Here is a 14,546-nt window from a genome sequence, read left to right on the forward strand (position 1 = left end):
CCCACATCCATGTCTGTGCTGTCCAATAGGCTGGAGTGCCGATCTCCTCGGCTCGGCCCCATCGCAGCTGATGTCCGAAGACGCGCGTCGTAGCCGCAGGAAGCGTGAGTTCGATCAACTCCCCATCGCGATACGAGAGAACCTGCTGCATTGACTGATGTTTTGATGAATGCATATATGCATTATATGATGCATTTTATTCTTGCGCAATGACTGAAGTGATCCATGAGATCGAACGAATCCGGCTTGCTGCACGGATTTCGCAAGCTGAAGTCAGCATGATACTCGGCGTGACCCAGGGCCACTACAGCAAGGTAATAAACGGAAAAGTCGAGCTTTCATTGAAGCTTAAGGAGCGAATGCAGGAGTGGATCAACTCGCAGGCCGACACTGTGCACGAAACTGCGACCGCTCGCCGCATGAAACAGCTTGCTGTCTCGATCCGCCAACAATGCATGGAGCTTATGCATTTGGCTGGGCTACCGGGTGAGATGATAGAAGGATCTACTCACGTAGAGAGCGGTTGATGAGCGAACGGAAGGTTACGAGGAGCCGATTTTGACGGCGGAACGGCGGCTTTGTTGGCGCTACCTGCCCAAGCGCTCGTTGCTATCCAGCCTTCGGGCCAACGCCCGAACAAAGCTGTCGTAACGGTCCTTGCCCTTGGCTTGTGCAGCTGCTCCACCTGCGTCGGGCAGCGGTGGATTGGCGGTGAGCCAGAATCGAACGAACAGCGCCAAGGCCTCGTTTCCGACCTCGACGGCATGTTCCAGGTTGTCCATCTGGCGGACGACTCGATCGATGCGCCGGCTGAATGCCGCCTCCATTCGCTCCGATCCATCTGGCGAAAGGAATGAGGTCAGAGCTGCCTCGACAATCTCCGCCTGCGAGACCCGCTTGCGGATCGCCAATTCCGCCAATTGTCTAGCCACCGCAGGCGATAATCGAAATGTATGTTTGGACTTCACAGTTCGATCCCATCGCCGGGGTCGAGCGCCGCCTGCCGGGAATTAGCGATCATGTTGGCACGCAGTCGCTCGGAACGAGCCGCATCGTCGTCGTTGTCACTATCACCACCGAAGTCGAACTCATTGACCTGAGGGGTGGGCTGTGGTGCGATTTCAACATGGATTGGTAGCTCGGGTTCGCGGCGGACACCGCCGTTGGCTTGATCCTCATCTGTCGAACTCTGTGGGGTCACCGATCGGACTGGCTTCACGGCAAGCAACTCGCTCCAGTCATCAGTTGGCAAGTCAGCGGCCTGATCCTGCTCGGGCTGCGGCGGCTTCCGAATCCGACTTTGGAGGCGCGGATCGGCATAATAGCGCGCCTTCTTCGCCCGCACCGGCGGCGCGCCTGACAGCATGACGATCTCGTCGGTTTCCGGGAGTTGCAGGATTTCGCCTTGGGTCAGAAGCGGACGGGAGGTTTCCGAGCGGGAAATCATGAGGTGCCCAAGCCAAGGTGAGAGCCGGTGACCAGCATAGTTGCGCATCGATCGCTGCTCGGTCGCCGTGCCCAGAGATTCAGACACCCGCTTGGCGGTGCGTTCGTCGTTCGTGGCGAAGGCGACGCGGACATGGCAGTTGTCGAGGATCGAATTGTTTGCGCCGTATGCGCGCTCGATCTGGTTGAGCGATTGCGCGATCAGAAAGGCCTTCAGCCCGTAACCTGCCATGAACGCCAGGGCGCTTTCGAAGAAATCGAGCCGACCCAGCGCCGGGAACTCATCGAGCATGAGCAACATCCGGTGCCGGTCCCTGCCTGCTTCCAGTTCCTCCGTCAGGCGGCGCCCAATCTGGTTGAGGATCAGCCGGATCAGCGGCTTGGTCCGGCTGATGTCGGAAGGCGGCACCACGAGATAAAGCGTCACCGGCTGCTTGCCCTCGACGAGATCGGCAATCCGCCATTCGGAACGCTGGGTGACTTCTGCGATCACCGGATCACGATAGAGGCCGAGGAACGACATTGCCGTCGAGAGCACGCCTGACCGCTCGTTCTCCGACTTGTTGAGCAATTCTCGCGCCGCGCTGGCAACGACCGGGTGCGGACCTGCCTCACCAAGATGCGGAGTAGTCATCATCGCCTTCAGCGTGGTTTCGATGGTCCGGCTTGGATCGGAAAGGAAAGCGGCAACGCCGGCGAGCGTCTTGTCCGGCTCGGCATAGAGGACATGGAGGATAGCGCCGACCAGCAGGGCATGGCTGGTCTTCTCCCAGTGGTTACGCTTTTCGAGGCTGCCTTCGGGATCGACCAGCACGTCGGCAACATTCTGGACATCGCGCACTTCCCACATGCCGCGCCGCACTTCGAGCAGCGGGTTGTAAGCAGCGGACTTGAGGTTGGTCGGGTCAAACAGCAGGACGCGGCTGAAGCCTGAGCGGAAACTCGCGGTCAGGCCCCAGTTCTCGCCCTTGATGTCATGGACGATCGCCGAGCCGGACCAGGTGAGAAGGGTAGGGATGACGAGGCCGACGCCCTTGCCCGAGCGGGTCGGCGCGAAGCACAGAACGTGTTCGGGGCCATCGTGACGCAGGTAGCTGTTGTTGAACTTGCCGAGCACGACTCCTTTCTCGCCAAAGAGCTTAGCCTTGGTGATGTCGCTGCGGGTTGCCCAATGGGCCGAGCCGTAAGTGTTGGAGTTGCGGTTCTCGCGGCCACGCCAGACGGACATGGCGATAGCAACGACGATGGCGACGAACCCGCCTGAGGCCGCAATCATCCCTCCCTGCTCGAAGACCTTTGGCGCGTAGGCTTCGTAAGAAAACCACCACCAGAACAAGTCGTAGGGTCGATAGACCGGGTGGCTGAACAGCTCGAACCAGGGCGCGCCCAGTTCAGGCTGGAAACCGAGCGCCGACGCAGTCCACTGGGTAGCGGTCCAGACGCTCGCAAGGATGATGGCAAACACGGCCAGCACCTGGCCCCAGAGGATTTTTGCAGCTGACATCACACGAGCGTGTCAGTTTCTGGCCGCGCTTTTCAAGCCGTTGTTGGTGGCCGTCGAAGAGTGGCGTTAAAGATGTGGCGGTGGAGTGCTTAAGTTCTGGTATCGGCAACCAGTTCGGACCGATCAAACCCTGTCCGCCCTGTCGAACCTCAGCTCGTTCGTTGGAGCCCTCCGATACCCAACTCGAACCTTGCGCCGGCCTCACGCAGGATATTTACCAGTTCAAGCGAGGCTTGATGGGCAGCCAATGCCTCGCCGCGCGTGCAAGGTTCCTCGCCATATCGAATGCCAGGCTTGCACTGGATTGCGGCGACTTGGTTGTCAGCGTCAAAGACCAAACCCGTATCGGCAAGTGTCACGCACAAGCCGGCAAGCCCATGTGTGAAGCCAAATTTGGCACCAGCACGATCGATCGCGGCCTTTAGAACTTTCTCGGCAGCCTGAAGTGATGACCATTTGGACTCGCCGTAACGGCCACCACGCGCCATCAGACCATTGATTGCGGCCTCTACATCGCCCCGAGCGATGTACATCAAACCATGGTCGGTACTCTCAAGCGTGAACGCGGCAGGTACAGCGATCTCGAACGCAGCACCGATCGCATCGAGTGCAACATCGGATAAGCGTCCAGCTTTTGCCGCCGTCATCCCTTCCACCAGCTGTGTGATGTTGCAGGTCGCGGGGCCACGCCCGATGCCCGGGTTCGGCACCCACTGGCGCGTCAGGACGAAATTCACGCTGCCGAAAATACGAGGTACGCGCAGGACATATAGGTCGCCATCCAGCAAGACTACCATCCGCCCCGGACACGGATCCTCTTTGAGCCGATCGCCGTAATTGTCGCGGTACCATTGGTTGATCGCCTCACTTAGCGCGGCATTTTCTCGCAATTCCGCCGGCAAACGTAGGGAGTCGCCACCAAGCGGCATATTAAGATTATACGTCATCGAAACTTCGCGGACCGCAAGCATCGGTCGCGACGGGATATCGACGCCATCATTGGTAAGCTTGAAGTCGATCTGAGCCATCATCGCGTCGAACTCCGGCCCACGCGCCGGCGGACGTTGCAGCGTCATATGCTACTCCTCGCACATCACTGGGTTCGGGCACAGCGCAACCCTCAACAAAATGCCAGTGTTTAGCACGAGATAGGAATGCCGCCACCGATCGCTACGCGGAATCAAGTATCCATGTGGTAGAAGCCTCATTCTCTGGCTTGGGGCCAGAGCCTTGCTCCCTATATCCCGATCCCGCGCGAGCGGCCCAAGGTCCAGTCGACCCCGCCGCCCGCTTTGATCGTGCCGGTGACATGCTGGCCAAGGTGCTTGTCGAGTTGCGGCCGCCAAGGGACTAGCTCGAACCCAAGACCATTGTCTATCATCGCAAATCGGCCCGACGCGAGTTGCAGGCGCTGGCGATAGGTGCCGGACACCCCTTCGCCTCCCGCGCTCGGTCGATGCTGCAGGCCGGTTTGCGAGGCGATGGTTTCGCTCGCGGCGGCGAGATCGCGGTCACGCAGAGTGTTGAGGAGATTGCGGGCCATAATGATCCGACCGCCGTGTTTGGTCGCGAGACCTTCCGAGACCAGATGCTCTGCCCGATCGCGCTTGGCCTGTTCGATCATTTCGCCAAGCTCGCCGCCCGACTGAACTTGTTCGGATGACAGCAATTGCCGGTCGAGCCAGGTACTCCCGCGCGCAGTGACCTGCTCGGCCAGCGTCAGGTCGGATTGAACCCAGAGCGATTGCCCTTGCCGGCCACGGCGGTTAGTCCAGCTCCGGAGCTCGACGATTGCGCCGGGCGCCGCGTCGCCGGTCTGTTCGAGATCGGAGAAGCGGAGGTGATGGACACGCCCGTCGGCACCATCGATCACGGCGTATGCCTGCCCGCTCAACTCATCATGCAGGCCGCGTTCGACCAGGCGGCCGATGATGGGGTCAGCCCCCACGCCCTGATGCATTGCGAAGCGCCCCGGATCTGCCTCGACACCCAGACCGGTCATGGCACGGTGCATGGTCTTGATGATGTCGCCGCGCACACCGAGTTGTCGCAGTGTCGTTTCAATGTCCGGCTTGAGCGACCAGCAAGCGGGCGCAATGTTGGTTGCCAGCCCCAGGCGGTCCAGCTTGCCCGCTCGCCCGATCAAGTGCCGGTCCATGGCCGATTGGCTGCGATGAGGGTCTGGACGCAGATCGATGACCCCGCCCAGTTCATCTGCCATCCGCTGGAGCCGCCGGTCAAGGCTGGTCCAGCGGTCAGCATCGACCTCACGGGCAAGCGCGTTGTCGATCTCACGTTCGCTACGTGGTCCCAGTTCCATGGTGACCCGCTCTTCGGCACGACCGCGCATGCCCTGACGGATGTAGTCCTTGTCGATCACCAGATCGCGGCCATCGTCGGCCTTGCCGCGAAGCAGGATGTGGATGTGCGGATTGTCGGTGTTCCAGTGATCGACGGCGACCCAGTCCAGCCTTGTGCCGAGGTCCTTGGCCATGTCGGTCATGAGTTCGCGGGTGAAGGCGCGAACGTCGGCAAGCTCGCCCGCATCCTCTGGCGAGACGATGAAGCGGAAGTGATGCCGGTCCCCGGCGCAGCGCCCGGCGAAGTCGGTCCCATCGGCAGAAGCACCGTCGTTCCCGAACAGCTCGGCATCCTTGCCGTCGCGGGTGACACCGTCGCGCTTCAGATAGGTGACATGGCGGGCAAGCGGGGCAGCCGAGTAGCGGGTCCCGACGTGCCGGACCACGCGCGCCTTGACCAGCACACGGCGCTGACCCTGACTGGCGCGCATGCGCAGGACGGCGCTGCGGCCCCGGGCATTGCGACCCGTGCCGCGTCGACTGCGCCCGGCGATATCAACCCGCCCGGCCTTGTTCGACAGCGCACGGACCTGGGCCACAAGCGACCGGGGCTTGGCTGAACGCTTGCCTCGATCCCTGACCCGTCCCGGCCTGACATTGAAGTCGTCGTCGTTCACCGGATTGGAAGGCAGAATCCGGGCGACGGCGCTAAAAACGGCAGAATTGCGCAAGTTTTTGGCAAAACTGCCAGCAGGGGGGCAGGAGCGATGGCGCTGAAAGGCGAGCAATTCCAAAGACCTCCACCCCACCCGACGGCGCTGCTTTTATCTTGCCATCCTCCTTCCCCCTGCCTTCCTGCTTCCGATCTTCCGCACAAACCTGCGCCAATCCACGCCATAACGCACCAGAGTGCAATGGGAGCGATCACTGCGGAATGCTCCCCGAAACGGGCGCGAAGACGCTATCGGTCTGAGCAGCCGGAGTGGGAGTTAATGACGGCGGCGCGGCGGCGGCGAAGCTGCCGGATGCGTCCGCCAGTGTATCCTGGCGCGCGGCGAACAGTTCGGACTGTGTCCAGGATCGGCGAACCGACTGCACGGGAGATGCGCTGGCAAAGACAGTTGCACTGCGTCCAGTCTGCAGCATCGGTGCGATCCGGGCGATGTAAGCGCGGGTTTCGGCGGGCAGCGGCTTGCCGCGATCCCGCCAGGCCTCATAGCGGCCCGGCCCTGCATTGTAGGCCGCGAGCATGCCGTAGGCACCGTAGCGGTCGTACATTTCGCGCAGGTAGGACGTGCCCGCCATGATGTTGTCGCGCGGGTCGAAGGGATCAGCGCCGAGACCGAACCGGGCGCGCTGACGCGCCCAGGTTCCGGGCATCAACTGCATCAGGCCCATCGCACCCGCTGACGATACCGCTCCGATCCGGCCCGCGCTCTCGGTGCGCATGACCGCATAGATCCACGCCTCGGGAATGCCGAAGCGCCGCGAAGCTTCTGATACGTGCGCAGCAATGTCGACGATGCGAGGCTGCACCTGTTCGGCAGCGACCTGCGGAAGCGCAGGCACGGAACCGAACAGGGCGAACACGAGGCAGGCGATGCGAAGCGAGCCGACGAAGCGCATCGGTCAGTCCGCCTTTTCGCGGCGCGCCGGGCGCGACCAGACCAGCACATGCGCGTTGCCATCGTCCTGGAACAGGTTGGCGCGCAGCGGCTGAATGAAAGCAGGATCGTCGATCTGGAGCGAGAGATATTCGCCCGCCTTCTCGCCGACATGCTTCCAGGCCGCGCCCACTTCGTGCGCCTCGTCGCCTTCGCCCGCGATGACGCGGTAGTCGGGCGCGTTCTCGCTGTCCGACGGATCGGCCGGAACGAGGGTAAGATCGATGTCGAGCGTCAGCGTATGCAGGTGTCCTGAAAAGCCGCCATCGGCGGCAATGAATGTACCGATCTTCATGGGTCAGTTTCCTTCTGCTTGGGGGATGAAAGGGTCATTGGCGCGCGGATCGGCGAACAGCTGATGGTCGCCATCGCCCGCTTCGTCGGTCCAGACGGGCTTGGCGCGGCCGATGACATCGCTCATGCGCAGCACGCCGAAATAGCGTCCATCGAAGCTGTTGGGTGCAGCCGGGCTCATCACGAAGAGCTCGCCCGAGCGGAGCGTGATGCAGCCTGCCCAGACGGGAAGCGGTCGTCCGAGGCTGTCGTGCGCACGGGCTGCGCCGAGATATTCACCGTCGATGGTCACACCATGGGCGAAGCGGCAGACGCGCTGGCCGCGCAGCGCAGCGACGCGCTTCAGCAAAGGAACACCGCGCGGCAGGTAGCTTCGCTCGGCGAGCAGGCGGCGCATGGCGGGCGGCGGTTCGACCGCGACCCGCTCGCCAACATGCAGGCTCGCCTTGCCGCGAATGAGGTAGAGCCCGGTGGGCACGGAAGCCGTGGCGTTCCACACCGCGTAACGCGAGACCGGCACGGTCAGCGTCGCGAGGGTGGCGGCAGCGACGACACCGGCCAGGACGAAGCGGCGTCGGATCATGGCAGGAGCGCCTTGCGCTGAAGCCATGCGCGATGGCGCGCGAGGGTATAGCCGCGCGGGCGCTCGCGCCCCGCCATGCGGTTGTGGACGTGCCGCCAATGATCGGGCGCGACCTCGCAAGGGTCGATGCTCGATGCCTCGATCGCGTCGATCAGGCGGAAGACCTGCGCGACCTTGGACCAGCCCTTGACCGAGAGAAGGAGGTCACCGCCGGGATCGACCTGCGCAATCGGTGTGTGAGGTTCGTCCACCGCAACAGCGCGAACGATGTCGAGTGTCGAGCGGATCGTGCCATATTCGTTGGAGGCCCAGCGTACCAGAGCGAACACCTGACCTGCCGCGTAGCTTTCGACGCGCTGCCTGCGGTCGATGATCCGCTCTGCCACCGGCTTGCCGAACTTGAGCCAGTCTTCGCTCTCGCCTTTACGCCAGACCAGCGTGACATGGGTCAGCGGACCATCATCACCCACCCTCGTCTCGGCAGGCCCGCGCGGCGGCACCGCGCCGTCCGTCCACAGGCGTTCTGACGTTAGCAAGAATCCGAAGGATTCTTTGTTAGCAAAGTTAAGGGAGCCGGAGCGCGAAGGAATCTGCGGGCTTAGGGGCCATTTCGGTTCCCGATAGTCCGAACTTTGGGTTCCTGATAGTCCGAGTATGGCGGTTCCTGATAGTCCGAGCGTCATGACGACATATCCACAGGGCGAAGACCGACACGGCGCATGGCAACATCGAAGGGATCGACCGGCAGCACGGCGAACATCAGCCGTTCGCGGCCGAGTGCGTGTTCGATGGTGAGCCGGTAACCGGGGAGCGCTTGCCGCCGCACGATGTCGCGCAGCTCGAATGCGAAGCGCTTGAGCGGTGACAGGGCACCGGACTTCACATGCAGATGCTGAAAATCGAAGCTCCAGCCATTCTTCTGCTTGCCGCCATGCTTGCGCACGAGCCGGTAGAGCCAGCGTTCGAGCCCGCCGGTCAAAGCGAAATAGGCAGGGTCAATAGTCAGCACCAAGGCCTGGTCGATCACGCCCTCGTAGAACCAGTCGGGAATGATCATCTCGATCCCAAGCGCGCGGCCTGAGCTGTCCAAACGCTCTTTCCATTCGTTGATCCAGGAGAAGCGGTGCCGCCGCCGCGCGTCACGCTGGCGGATCGAGGTCGCAATCGTGGTCGATTGCAGCCGGTCGAGCCCGGCCTTCAACCGCTCATAACTCGCCTTGCCGGTGCCGCGCCGGGTGAAGGCGAGGATCTCGTGCGGGGTAGCGGCGATCAGCCGCGAGGTCGGGCGGCCCATGTCGCGCGCTTCGACGATCTGGCTGGCAACCCAGATCAGCACGTCGGCGTCCCAGATGGTCGCCATGCCATGCTCAGCGGTCGCCTCGACCAGGATCGAGACCTCACCCATCCGGAAGTCGATGGGCTTGACCCGCTTCGACTTGGCGAGGCTGAAAAAGGGCCAGGCCATCAGGTCCTGCGCATCGCGGGTGGCGATATCGCCCCCGGCGCTGACGAACAGGTCGAGCTGGGCCGGGCTCGCAGAAAGGGCGGACATGCGAGGCATGGATAGGCCCTCAGCGCCGCACCGGCGGGGTATAGCCGTCGAGCCGCTTGGCGGGATGGACCACACCCTTGCCCGGGTCGCTGGTTGAACGGCGCAGCCCCTGTTCGGCCCAGGCATCGAGATCAGCGAGCGCGTAGACGATCCGCCCGCCGAGCTTGCGGTAGACGGGCCCGGTCCCGAAGCAGCGGTGCTTCTCAAGCGTGCGGGCCGAGAGGCCGAGATGCACGGCGGCATCGGGCGTCCGCAGGAAACGGGCAGTTACAGGCGTGGGTCTGGCGTCCATGGCAAGGCTCCGGCGAAGATGGGATGCGACAGCGGGCTGTCGCTGGGGTTCGCGAGCTTTGGCGTGGCAGAGGTGCCTTGAGGGAGTGACAGAGTGGGAGGCGGCGCAATTGTCACCCCATGCGTCGCGTCAGCGATGGTGGAGCAGTGATCGGTATCCGCTGGCGACGAGACGGCGGGCCGCAGCCGTCAGGCGCAGGACATGGCGCCGTTCGCCGGAGCCCTTCCATTCAGCACCCTTCAGCGGTCGGTGATTGGGGAAGACGATGCCGAACGCGATGTCGCGCGAGGAGGCCCCGGCCTCCAGCGCGTCGTGCAGTGCGAGCAACTGGGACCACCGGGTGCGCTGGTAGGCGGTAGGCTCTGCCGAACGGTCGATGTTCGCGCGTTTGCCCTGCGTCACCCGCTGGAAGCGGGTAGCAGCGGCGAGCCGCAAGGCGCAGCTGGGATCACAGGGGATCGTGAGGGTCGGGACGGTCAGGCCCGGCACCTTGTGCACGCACAGGCGCACGCGCGCTGAAGCGATGGCGACGACGGTATGGCGTTCGGTGTCACTGGCAAATTCGACCAGCGGTTCAGAGTCCGGTGGAAGCGGGATCGCACCAGCCCAATCCGAAGCGTCGAGGGTCACGACATCGGGCGCAATCTCGGGCGACCAGAGTGCAGGCGATTTGCGAACGTTGGCCTCTGGATCGGTGGGGAAAGCAAAGGCCCCACCGCCCGGCCAGACCCTCCTGTTCCTCGCGTAGCTTCGAAGGATGCTCGGCGATGCGAGCCTGGGCGTCGGCGTGGTCCTGCCGATAGTCGCGATTGCGATTCAGGAATTCCTGCGCGAAATCCGCGTAGTCGTGATCGCAATATTGATCTGCGGTCGATGGTGACCGCCAAGACGAACCACCGGACATGGCAACCCCCGAATGGCACAGGCGGAAAGGCCAAGCGTCAAATGTCTGATCGGTATAGATAAGTCGGAAGTAACCAAGTTTGCGCAACTCTGTCCGGCGCTTCGAAGGTCATCGGGGACTATTACTAGGGTGATTCCCTCAATACTTAGGTCTGAAATCAACCTTTTCGTGATTTATCAAGCAGGTGGCGATAGCCATGCGTCGTCATCCAGCGCGCTCGCTCGAGATGGCTGTCATGCACCGCACGCGCGCGTTCTTCTTCGATCCGAGTATCCAGGCCGAAGACGATCTGGGCCACCTCGCGCCAGTCGGCACCCTCGTCATCGGCGTCAAGTATCCGTAAATACGTGACAAAATGGCGCTCGTCGTACTCCGTGATGTGATCATCGGATGGCGCGCGATCTTCGAAATGTGGTTTCGTCATCGGACGAGCCTTTGCCTCGACTCGTTTTGCATGGCCCGACTTCTAGCATGAGTTCGCACCTGTTTGGTGAAAACTTGGCCTGTGCCATTCGCGGTAGGGCGACATTCAATTTGAGGCATAAGCAAAGTAGTCCGTGGCCATGTTGCGGATGAGGACCTGACGCCGCGCCCGCGTATTATAATACGTAGCACGGAGATACGCGAACGGTTTCTAAGCTACGGATGGATATCCGTAAGTTGTTCGGCGCCAACGTGCGTCATTACCGCGTCGCAGCCGGGCTCAGCCAGGAAGCGGTGGCCGAACGCATGGGTGTCGACCGTGCCTATGTCAGTCTGATCGAGCGCGGTGAGCAGAACGCGACACTTCTCACTCTCCACGAAACCGCGCAGGCGCTCCGAGTGAAACCCGCCGACCTCCTCGTCGAACCACCCGCCGGCAGCGAGGTCTGAACAGGCCGAAGCCCCGCCCGGCAGGTGCCGGGCGGGGCGGGCTGTCCGGTCAGTCGCCGTTGTTGCGGCGAGCGCGCGACCAGATCAGGTTGTAGCTCTTGCCGTCTTCGTCGTCGAACAGGTTGGCGAAGATCGGGGCGGTGAAGCTGGGATCGTCGAGCTTGACCGAGAGGTATTCGCGGCCTTCGTTCGAAGTCTTGGTCCAGGCGGCGCCGATTTCCGCGCGGCCGACGAAGATCCGGTGCGACGGTGCGTTCTCGTTGTCGCTGGCTTCGGGGACGACGCGGACGTTCTTCTGCTGCACCGACATGGTGACGATCTCGCCCTTGTATTCGTTGCCGGTCTTGGTGAAAGTTCCGATGTTGGCCATGATGATTTCCTTCAAGTTGGTCGAACCCGCGCCCATCGCGGCCTCGATGGCTGGTTCAAGGCAGGGGCTTGCGCCCGCTGCACCGGGACGGCTGGAACGAAAGTGGAGGACGACGGCCAGACGGCTTTCTTGCCTCGCGAGGAATGCGTGGAACACGCAGGGGAAGAAAGTTGGCTGAGACGGCGTTGCAGCAAGGGATCAAGCGGCGAAGCCATCCCCTGCCAACCAAGGCCATTGAAGAGGCGGCATTGGGCTCGGGTCCGACTTGAGCAGGATGACATGGCCCTTCCCGGACTTGCCAGAGCGAGCGGCGGAAAGGATGATCTTGCGTGTCGCGTGATTGCTGATCGTTTCCGCAACCCGCAGTCCTGCCATAGGGAACGAGTTGCCACCGGTCCCCAAGCGATCCCGCAATCGGCTCGCCCCGGACCTGACCCCGACAGGCCGCACCACCCCTCCCAGGCCCGACCCAGCAACCGCCCGGACTGCCTCGAACCTGGACCGACGAAGGCAGTCCTTCTCTGATCCCTGCGCCTTCCCCGTCACGGCCAATCTGACCGTGCAATCCCCGCTCAGCACCTGCCGGGCGGGGCTTTGGGCGCCGCCGGAGTTAAAGGCGGGCGCGGCTCCATTGTGTCCAGGAAGCAGTGGCAATGACGGCTGCACCGATTAGCGAAACGACAAGCTGCCATGCGCTCTGCGGCATGGTCGCAACCGCAATGCCGTGGACAGCGTGATAGCCTGCGACGGCTGCGGGAGCCGCAAATGCAATGCCGATTGCAGCCCGCGTCAGGTCGGACCTGGCGAAGGTCAGAGCCAGTTGGGCGGCGGTGAGCAGGACGATCGCGGCAATGGCAGCGGCTGCAAGCGCGGCGACGATGCCGCTATCGCTACGATAGGTAACCGAACCGGCGAGAAAGGCCACGAACAGCGGCAGGGCGTAGATCGAAAGGCGGAAAAGCAGCGCGCAAATCATGAAAACTGCGACAATAATCAGGGCAAAGCCGATCAGCATGGCGTCCTCCTTGAAACCAAGGGCAAGGGACGCGCTCTCCACCTCCACCGCAGCGCATTGTGCTTGGCGAGCATAGCAAAAATTGCTGCTGGCCGGAATACCCGATGGGCATCCGGCCTGCTTGCAAAATGCGGTGCGGCGCGTTCAGGGATTGAACGGGTCATATTCGTGAACCACGCGGGCGGGGTCGCCATCGAACTCGGAAGTGGGAACAGCGGCGTAGCCATTACCGGCCTGGAACAGGGTAACGCAGACCATCAGGGTGCGAGCGAGGCTCCAGGCGTGACGCTGTGCGATCTTGAGTGACATGTTCGAGCTCCTGTCTCGGAGCAGGGACCATCCCCGCTCGACAGGCCCCGGACAGACGGCGCAAAGCCGCAATCACCACGAAGGCGACAGACGCAGTGGCCGCACGCGAACGCGTAGCGGACCCTTTACGGGTTGATTGAAGGAGGCTTTGAGGCGGCCAACGGATTGGCCTTTGAGAGTAGGGTGGTATTCGACTGGCACAGGCGGCCTGCAAAGCATGAACAACTATCGAAATGGCGGATCAGAGTGTCAAAACCTGATCGACTCAGAGAACGAGTTGGTGCGCCGCATCCTTGAGGCGTTCCCCGAGGATGTCAGCGCGAGTCTCAGCACCATTGTTAGGTCGCGATTTTAGATAGTGGCCAGCCTGCTGAATGCGGTTCACATTTCGCTGAAGGCCAGTTCCATGTAGCGGCCCAGCTTGAAGCGCGTCGTTGAGACGATCCAGCGAACTCTTGCTGCGATGGGCAAGATTGTTTCGAACGGCGATTACGGCATCAATAATGGCCTTGCGCTGAGCGTTCAGATTGCTGAACTTGTTGCGATGCTCATCTGCAAGCCATTGGCTTGCTCGATCTTCAATGGCTGCGAAAGTGGGAAAAGAGGTGTTTCGGCCCTCGGAATCTAAGATATCCTTCAACTCATCCTTAGTAAGATGATCTCGCGCCTTGAATTCGCCAAATTTGTTGTACGCTTTTTCGACCTTTGAGTTTCCTCGAAATGATTCCTTTAAGCTATCCTCCAAATGCCTCATAACTCGTGAGCAGTCGCGATTGGCGTAGGCGAATATCAAATCATTGACGAAGCCTTCGAACATAACGCCGATAGCCAATGCATAGTTCTCGGTCGCAATTTTGCGGTGAATGGCATCTTCGAAGGTCTCCCAAGATGCATTGTAATGGTCAGACTGCTCGTCAAGCTGAGACTCAAAGTCCTGCCAAACGCCGTCCGGGCTAATTTTACGCATCACGCACTCCAAGCATCGAGAGGGGCGTCGAACCCATAACGGTGACTTTTGGGTTTATCTGAAAGGAAAAAGCAAACCTCAAGATTTTGGTGCATCAGACTGCCAATGACGGCTGGCACCGCAGCTGCCGCCGCGGACGCAATTGAGATCTTGAGCTGGGTGGTCACTCAATCGCCCAAACCGAGATCCCCATCTTGCGCGCCTTGTCGACCAGATTGGCATTGATGCCATTGCCCGGGCAGGCGACCACGGCCTTGGGAAGCGCCTCGAGCATCTGATCGTTGCGGCGGAAGGGTGCCGCCTTCTTGAACCGGTCCCAGTCAGGCCGGAACGGGACGTGGGTGATTTTGCGGTTGCGTGCCCAGAGCGAGGCGATGTGTTCGCCGCCGGTCGGGTTGCCGCCGTGGAACAGGACCATGTCGGGATATTTGGCGAGAACCTTGTCGAGCACGGCCCATATGCTGCCATTATCC

At 61.8% G+C, this 14,546-nt stretch carries 20 protein-coding genes and 1 pseudogene; 2 read left to right on the top strand and 19 right to left on the bottom strand.

The genetic code is table 11. The features are described 5' to 3' along the window. Positions 1 to 209: 209 nt before the first annotated feature. Complete coding sequence (locus AAFM29_RS03950) at positions 210 to 527, top strand: helix-turn-helix transcriptional regulator (protein WP_341711518.1); 318 nt, start codon at positions 210 to 212, stop codon at positions 525 to 527. 60 nt (positions 528 to 587) lie between these two features. Here the strand turns inward: AAFM29_RS03950 and AAFM29_RS03955 are convergent, their stop codons facing one another. The 13 genes and pseudogenes from AAFM29_RS03955 to AAFM29_RS04015 all read right to left on the bottom strand — a co-directional run. Then, positions 588 to 968: a ribbon-helix-helix protein, CopG family gene (locus tag AAFM29_RS03955; RefSeq protein ID WP_341711519.1), complete on the bottom strand. Its 381-nt coding sequence runs from the start codon at positions 966 to 968 to the stop codon at positions 588 to 590. Further along, positions 965 to 2,950, bottom strand: coding sequence for a conjugal transfer protein TraG (locus AAFM29_RS03960; RefSeq protein ID WP_341711520.1), 1,986 nt, complete (start codon positions 2,948 to 2,950; stop codon positions 965 to 967). The genes AAFM29_RS03955 and AAFM29_RS03960 overlap by 4 nt, the downstream gene beginning before the upstream one ends. Positions 2,951 to 3,099: 149 nt before the next feature. Continuing rightward, on the bottom strand, positions 3,100 to 4,026 hold the full coding sequence (locus tag AAFM29_RS03965; RefSeq protein ID WP_341711521.1) for a hypothetical protein: 927 nt from the start codon (positions 4,024 to 4,026) through the stop codon (positions 3,100 to 3,102). Between the two features lie 161 nt (positions 4,027 to 4,187). After that, the gene (locus AAFM29_RS03970) at positions 4,188 to 5,927 is read right to left on the bottom strand and encodes a DUF3363 domain-containing protein (RefSeq protein ID WP_341711522.1); all 1,740 of its coding nucleotides are present in this window, start codon (positions 5,925 to 5,927) and stop codon (positions 4,188 to 4,190) included. Positions 5,928 to 6,174: 247 nt separating this feature from the next. After that, positions 6,175 to 6,876, bottom strand: a complete 702-nt coding sequence (locus tag AAFM29_RS03975) for a lytic transglycosylase domain-containing protein (protein ID WP_341711523.1) — start codon at positions 6,874 to 6,876, stop codon at positions 6,175 to 6,177. Positions 6,877 to 6,879: 3 nt separating this feature from the next. Next, positions 6,880 to 7,209: a DUF736 domain-containing protein gene (locus AAFM29_RS03980; RefSeq protein ID WP_341711524.1), complete on the bottom strand. Its 330-nt coding sequence runs from the start codon at positions 7,207 to 7,209 to the stop codon at positions 6,880 to 6,882. A 3-nt stretch (positions 7,210 to 7,212) separates the two neighbouring features. Continuing rightward, positions 7,213 to 7,791 (bottom strand): S26 family signal peptidase, encoded by a 579-nt coding sequence (locus AAFM29_RS03985; protein WP_341711525.1) that lies wholly within the window; start codon positions 7,789 to 7,791, stop codon positions 7,213 to 7,215. After that, on the bottom strand, positions 7,788 to 8,327 hold the full coding sequence (locus AAFM29_RS03990; RefSeq protein ID WP_341711526.1) for a DUF2840 domain-containing protein: 540 nt from the start codon (positions 8,325 to 8,327) through the stop codon (positions 7,788 to 7,790). The genes AAFM29_RS03985 and AAFM29_RS03990 overlap by 4 nt, the downstream gene beginning before the upstream one ends. A gap of 143 nt (positions 8,328 to 8,470) precedes the next feature. Beyond that, entirely contained in the window at positions 8,471 to 9,352 is an 882-nt protein-coding gene (locus AAFM29_RS03995; RefSeq protein WP_371830710.1) for a replication initiator protein A, read from the bottom strand. A gap of 10 nt (positions 9,353 to 9,362) precedes the next feature. Then, on the bottom strand, positions 9,363 to 9,635 hold the full coding sequence (locus AAFM29_RS04000) for a helix-turn-helix domain-containing protein (RefSeq protein ID WP_324828825.1): 273 nt from the start codon (positions 9,633 to 9,635) through the stop codon (positions 9,363 to 9,365). Positions 9,636 to 9,764: 129 nt separating this feature from the next. Continuing rightward, on the bottom strand, positions 9,765 to 10,265 hold the full coding sequence (locus AAFM29_RS04005) for a DUF2285 domain-containing protein (RefSeq protein ID WP_341711527.1): 501 nt from the start codon (positions 10,263 to 10,265) through the stop codon (positions 9,765 to 9,767). Then, positions 10,210 to 10,539: a transcriptional regulator domain-containing protein gene (locus AAFM29_RS04010; protein WP_341711586.1), complete on the bottom strand. Its 330-nt coding sequence runs from the start codon at positions 10,537 to 10,539 to the stop codon at positions 10,210 to 10,212. Before AAFM29_RS04010 ends, AAFM29_RS04005 begins: the two co-directional genes overlap by 56 nt. A 157-nt stretch (positions 10,540 to 10,696) precedes the next feature. Continuing rightward, a pseudogene (locus AAFM29_RS04015) lies at positions 10,697 to 10,981 on the bottom strand (DNA -binding domain-containing protein); the annotation flags it as partial. A gap of 203 nt (positions 10,982 to 11,184) precedes the next feature. Here AAFM29_RS04015 and AAFM29_RS04020 point away from each other — a divergent pair. Then, complete coding sequence (locus AAFM29_RS04020; protein WP_341711528.1) at positions 11,185 to 11,412, top strand: helix-turn-helix transcriptional regulator; 228 nt, start codon at positions 11,185 to 11,187, stop codon at positions 11,410 to 11,412. Positions 11,413 to 11,461: 49 nt separating this feature from the next. On the opposite strand, the gene AAFM29_RS04025 is transcribed toward AAFM29_RS04020, so the two are convergent. The 6 genes from AAFM29_RS04025 to AAFM29_RS04050 all read right to left on the bottom strand — a co-directional run. Continuing rightward, positions 11,462 to 11,782, bottom strand: a complete 321-nt coding sequence (locus tag AAFM29_RS04025; RefSeq protein WP_341711587.1) for a DUF736 domain-containing protein — start codon at positions 11,780 to 11,782, stop codon at positions 11,462 to 11,464. A gap of 198 nt (positions 11,783 to 11,980) precedes the next feature. Beyond that, the gene (locus tag AAFM29_RS04030) at positions 11,981 to 12,157 is read right to left on the bottom strand and encodes a hypothetical protein (RefSeq protein WP_341711529.1); all 177 of its coding nucleotides are present in this window, start codon (positions 12,155 to 12,157) and stop codon (positions 11,981 to 11,983) included. Positions 12,158 to 12,392: 235 nt separating this feature from the next. After that, positions 12,393 to 12,839 carry a hypothetical protein gene (locus AAFM29_RS04035; RefSeq protein ID WP_341711530.1) on the bottom strand — a complete coding sequence of 149 codons (447 nt, stop codon included), beginning with the start codon at positions 12,837 to 12,839 and terminating at the stop codon, positions 12,393 to 12,395. Positions 12,840 to 12,941: 102 nt separating this feature from the next. Further along, positions 12,942 to 13,106, bottom strand: a complete 165-nt coding sequence (locus tag AAFM29_RS04040; protein WP_341711531.1) for a hypothetical protein — start codon at positions 13,104 to 13,106, stop codon at positions 12,942 to 12,944. A gap of 265 nt (positions 13,107 to 13,371) precedes the next feature. Further along, complete coding sequence (locus AAFM29_RS04045) at positions 13,372 to 14,073, bottom strand: hypothetical protein (protein WP_341711532.1); 702 nt, start codon at positions 14,071 to 14,073, stop codon at positions 13,372 to 13,374. 163 nt (positions 14,074 to 14,236) lie between these two features. Beyond that, on the bottom strand, positions 14,237 to 14,546 hold a 310-nt coding region (locus AAFM29_RS04050), incomplete at its 5' end, for a DUF2493 domain-containing protein (RefSeq protein WP_341711533.1).

The organism is Erythrobacter sp., assembly GCF_038133525.1.
Taxonomy (GTDB): Bacteria; Pseudomonadota; Alphaproteobacteria; order Sphingomonadales; family Sphingomonadaceae; genus Qipengyuania.

Coding starts and splice junctions, on each gene's coding strand:
- AAFM29_RS03950 (WP_341711518.1), top strand. CDS start 210: ATGACTGAAGTGATCCATGAGATCGAACGAATCCGGCTTGCTGCACGG.
- AAFM29_RS04040 (WP_341711531.1), bottom strand. CDS start 13,106: ATGTCACTCAAGATCGCACAGCGTCACGCCTGGAGCCTCGCTCGCACC.
- AAFM29_RS04025 (WP_341711587.1), bottom strand. CDS start 11,782: ATGGCCAACATCGGAACTTTCACCAAGACCGGCAACGAATACAAGGGC.
- AAFM29_RS03985 (WP_341711525.1), bottom strand. CDS start 7,791: ATGATCCGACGCCGCTTCGTCCTGGCCGGTGTCGTCGCTGCCGCCACC.
- AAFM29_RS04000 (WP_324828825.1), bottom strand. CDS start 9,635: ATGGACGCCAGACCCACGCCTGTAACTGCCCGTTTCCTGCGGACGCCC.
- AAFM29_RS03995 (WP_371830710.1), bottom strand. CDS start 9,352: ATGCCTCGCATGTCCGCCCTTTCTGCGAGCCCGGCCCAGCTCGACCTG.
- AAFM29_RS04010 (WP_341711586.1), bottom strand. CDS start 10,539: ATGTCCGGTGGTTCGTCTTGGCGGTCACCATCGACCGCAGATCAATAT.
- AAFM29_RS04045 (WP_341711532.1), bottom strand. CDS start 14,073: ATGCGTAAAATTAGCCCGGACGGCGTTTGGCAGGACTTTGAGTCTCAG.
- AAFM29_RS04030 (WP_341711529.1), bottom strand. CDS start 12,157: ATGGCAGGACTGCGGGTTGCGGAAACGATCAGCAATCACGCGACACGC.
- AAFM29_RS03980 (WP_341711524.1), bottom strand. CDS start 7,209: ATGAAGATCGGTACATTCATTGCCGCCGATGGCGGCTTTTCAGGACAC.
- AAFM29_RS03975 (WP_341711523.1), bottom strand. CDS start 6,876: ATGCGCTTCGTCGGCTCGCTTCGCATCGCCTGCCTCGTGTTCGCCCTG.
- AAFM29_RS03965 (WP_341711521.1), bottom strand. CDS start 4,026: ATGACGCTGCAACGTCCGCCGGCGCGTGGGCCGGAGTTCGACGCGATG.
- AAFM29_RS04020 (WP_341711528.1), top strand. CDS start 11,185: ATGGATATCCGTAAGTTGTTCGGCGCCAACGTGCGTCATTACCGCGTC.
- AAFM29_RS03960 (WP_341711520.1), bottom strand. CDS start 2,950: ATGTCAGCTGCAAAAATCCTCTGGGGCCAGGTGCTGGCCGTGTTTGCC.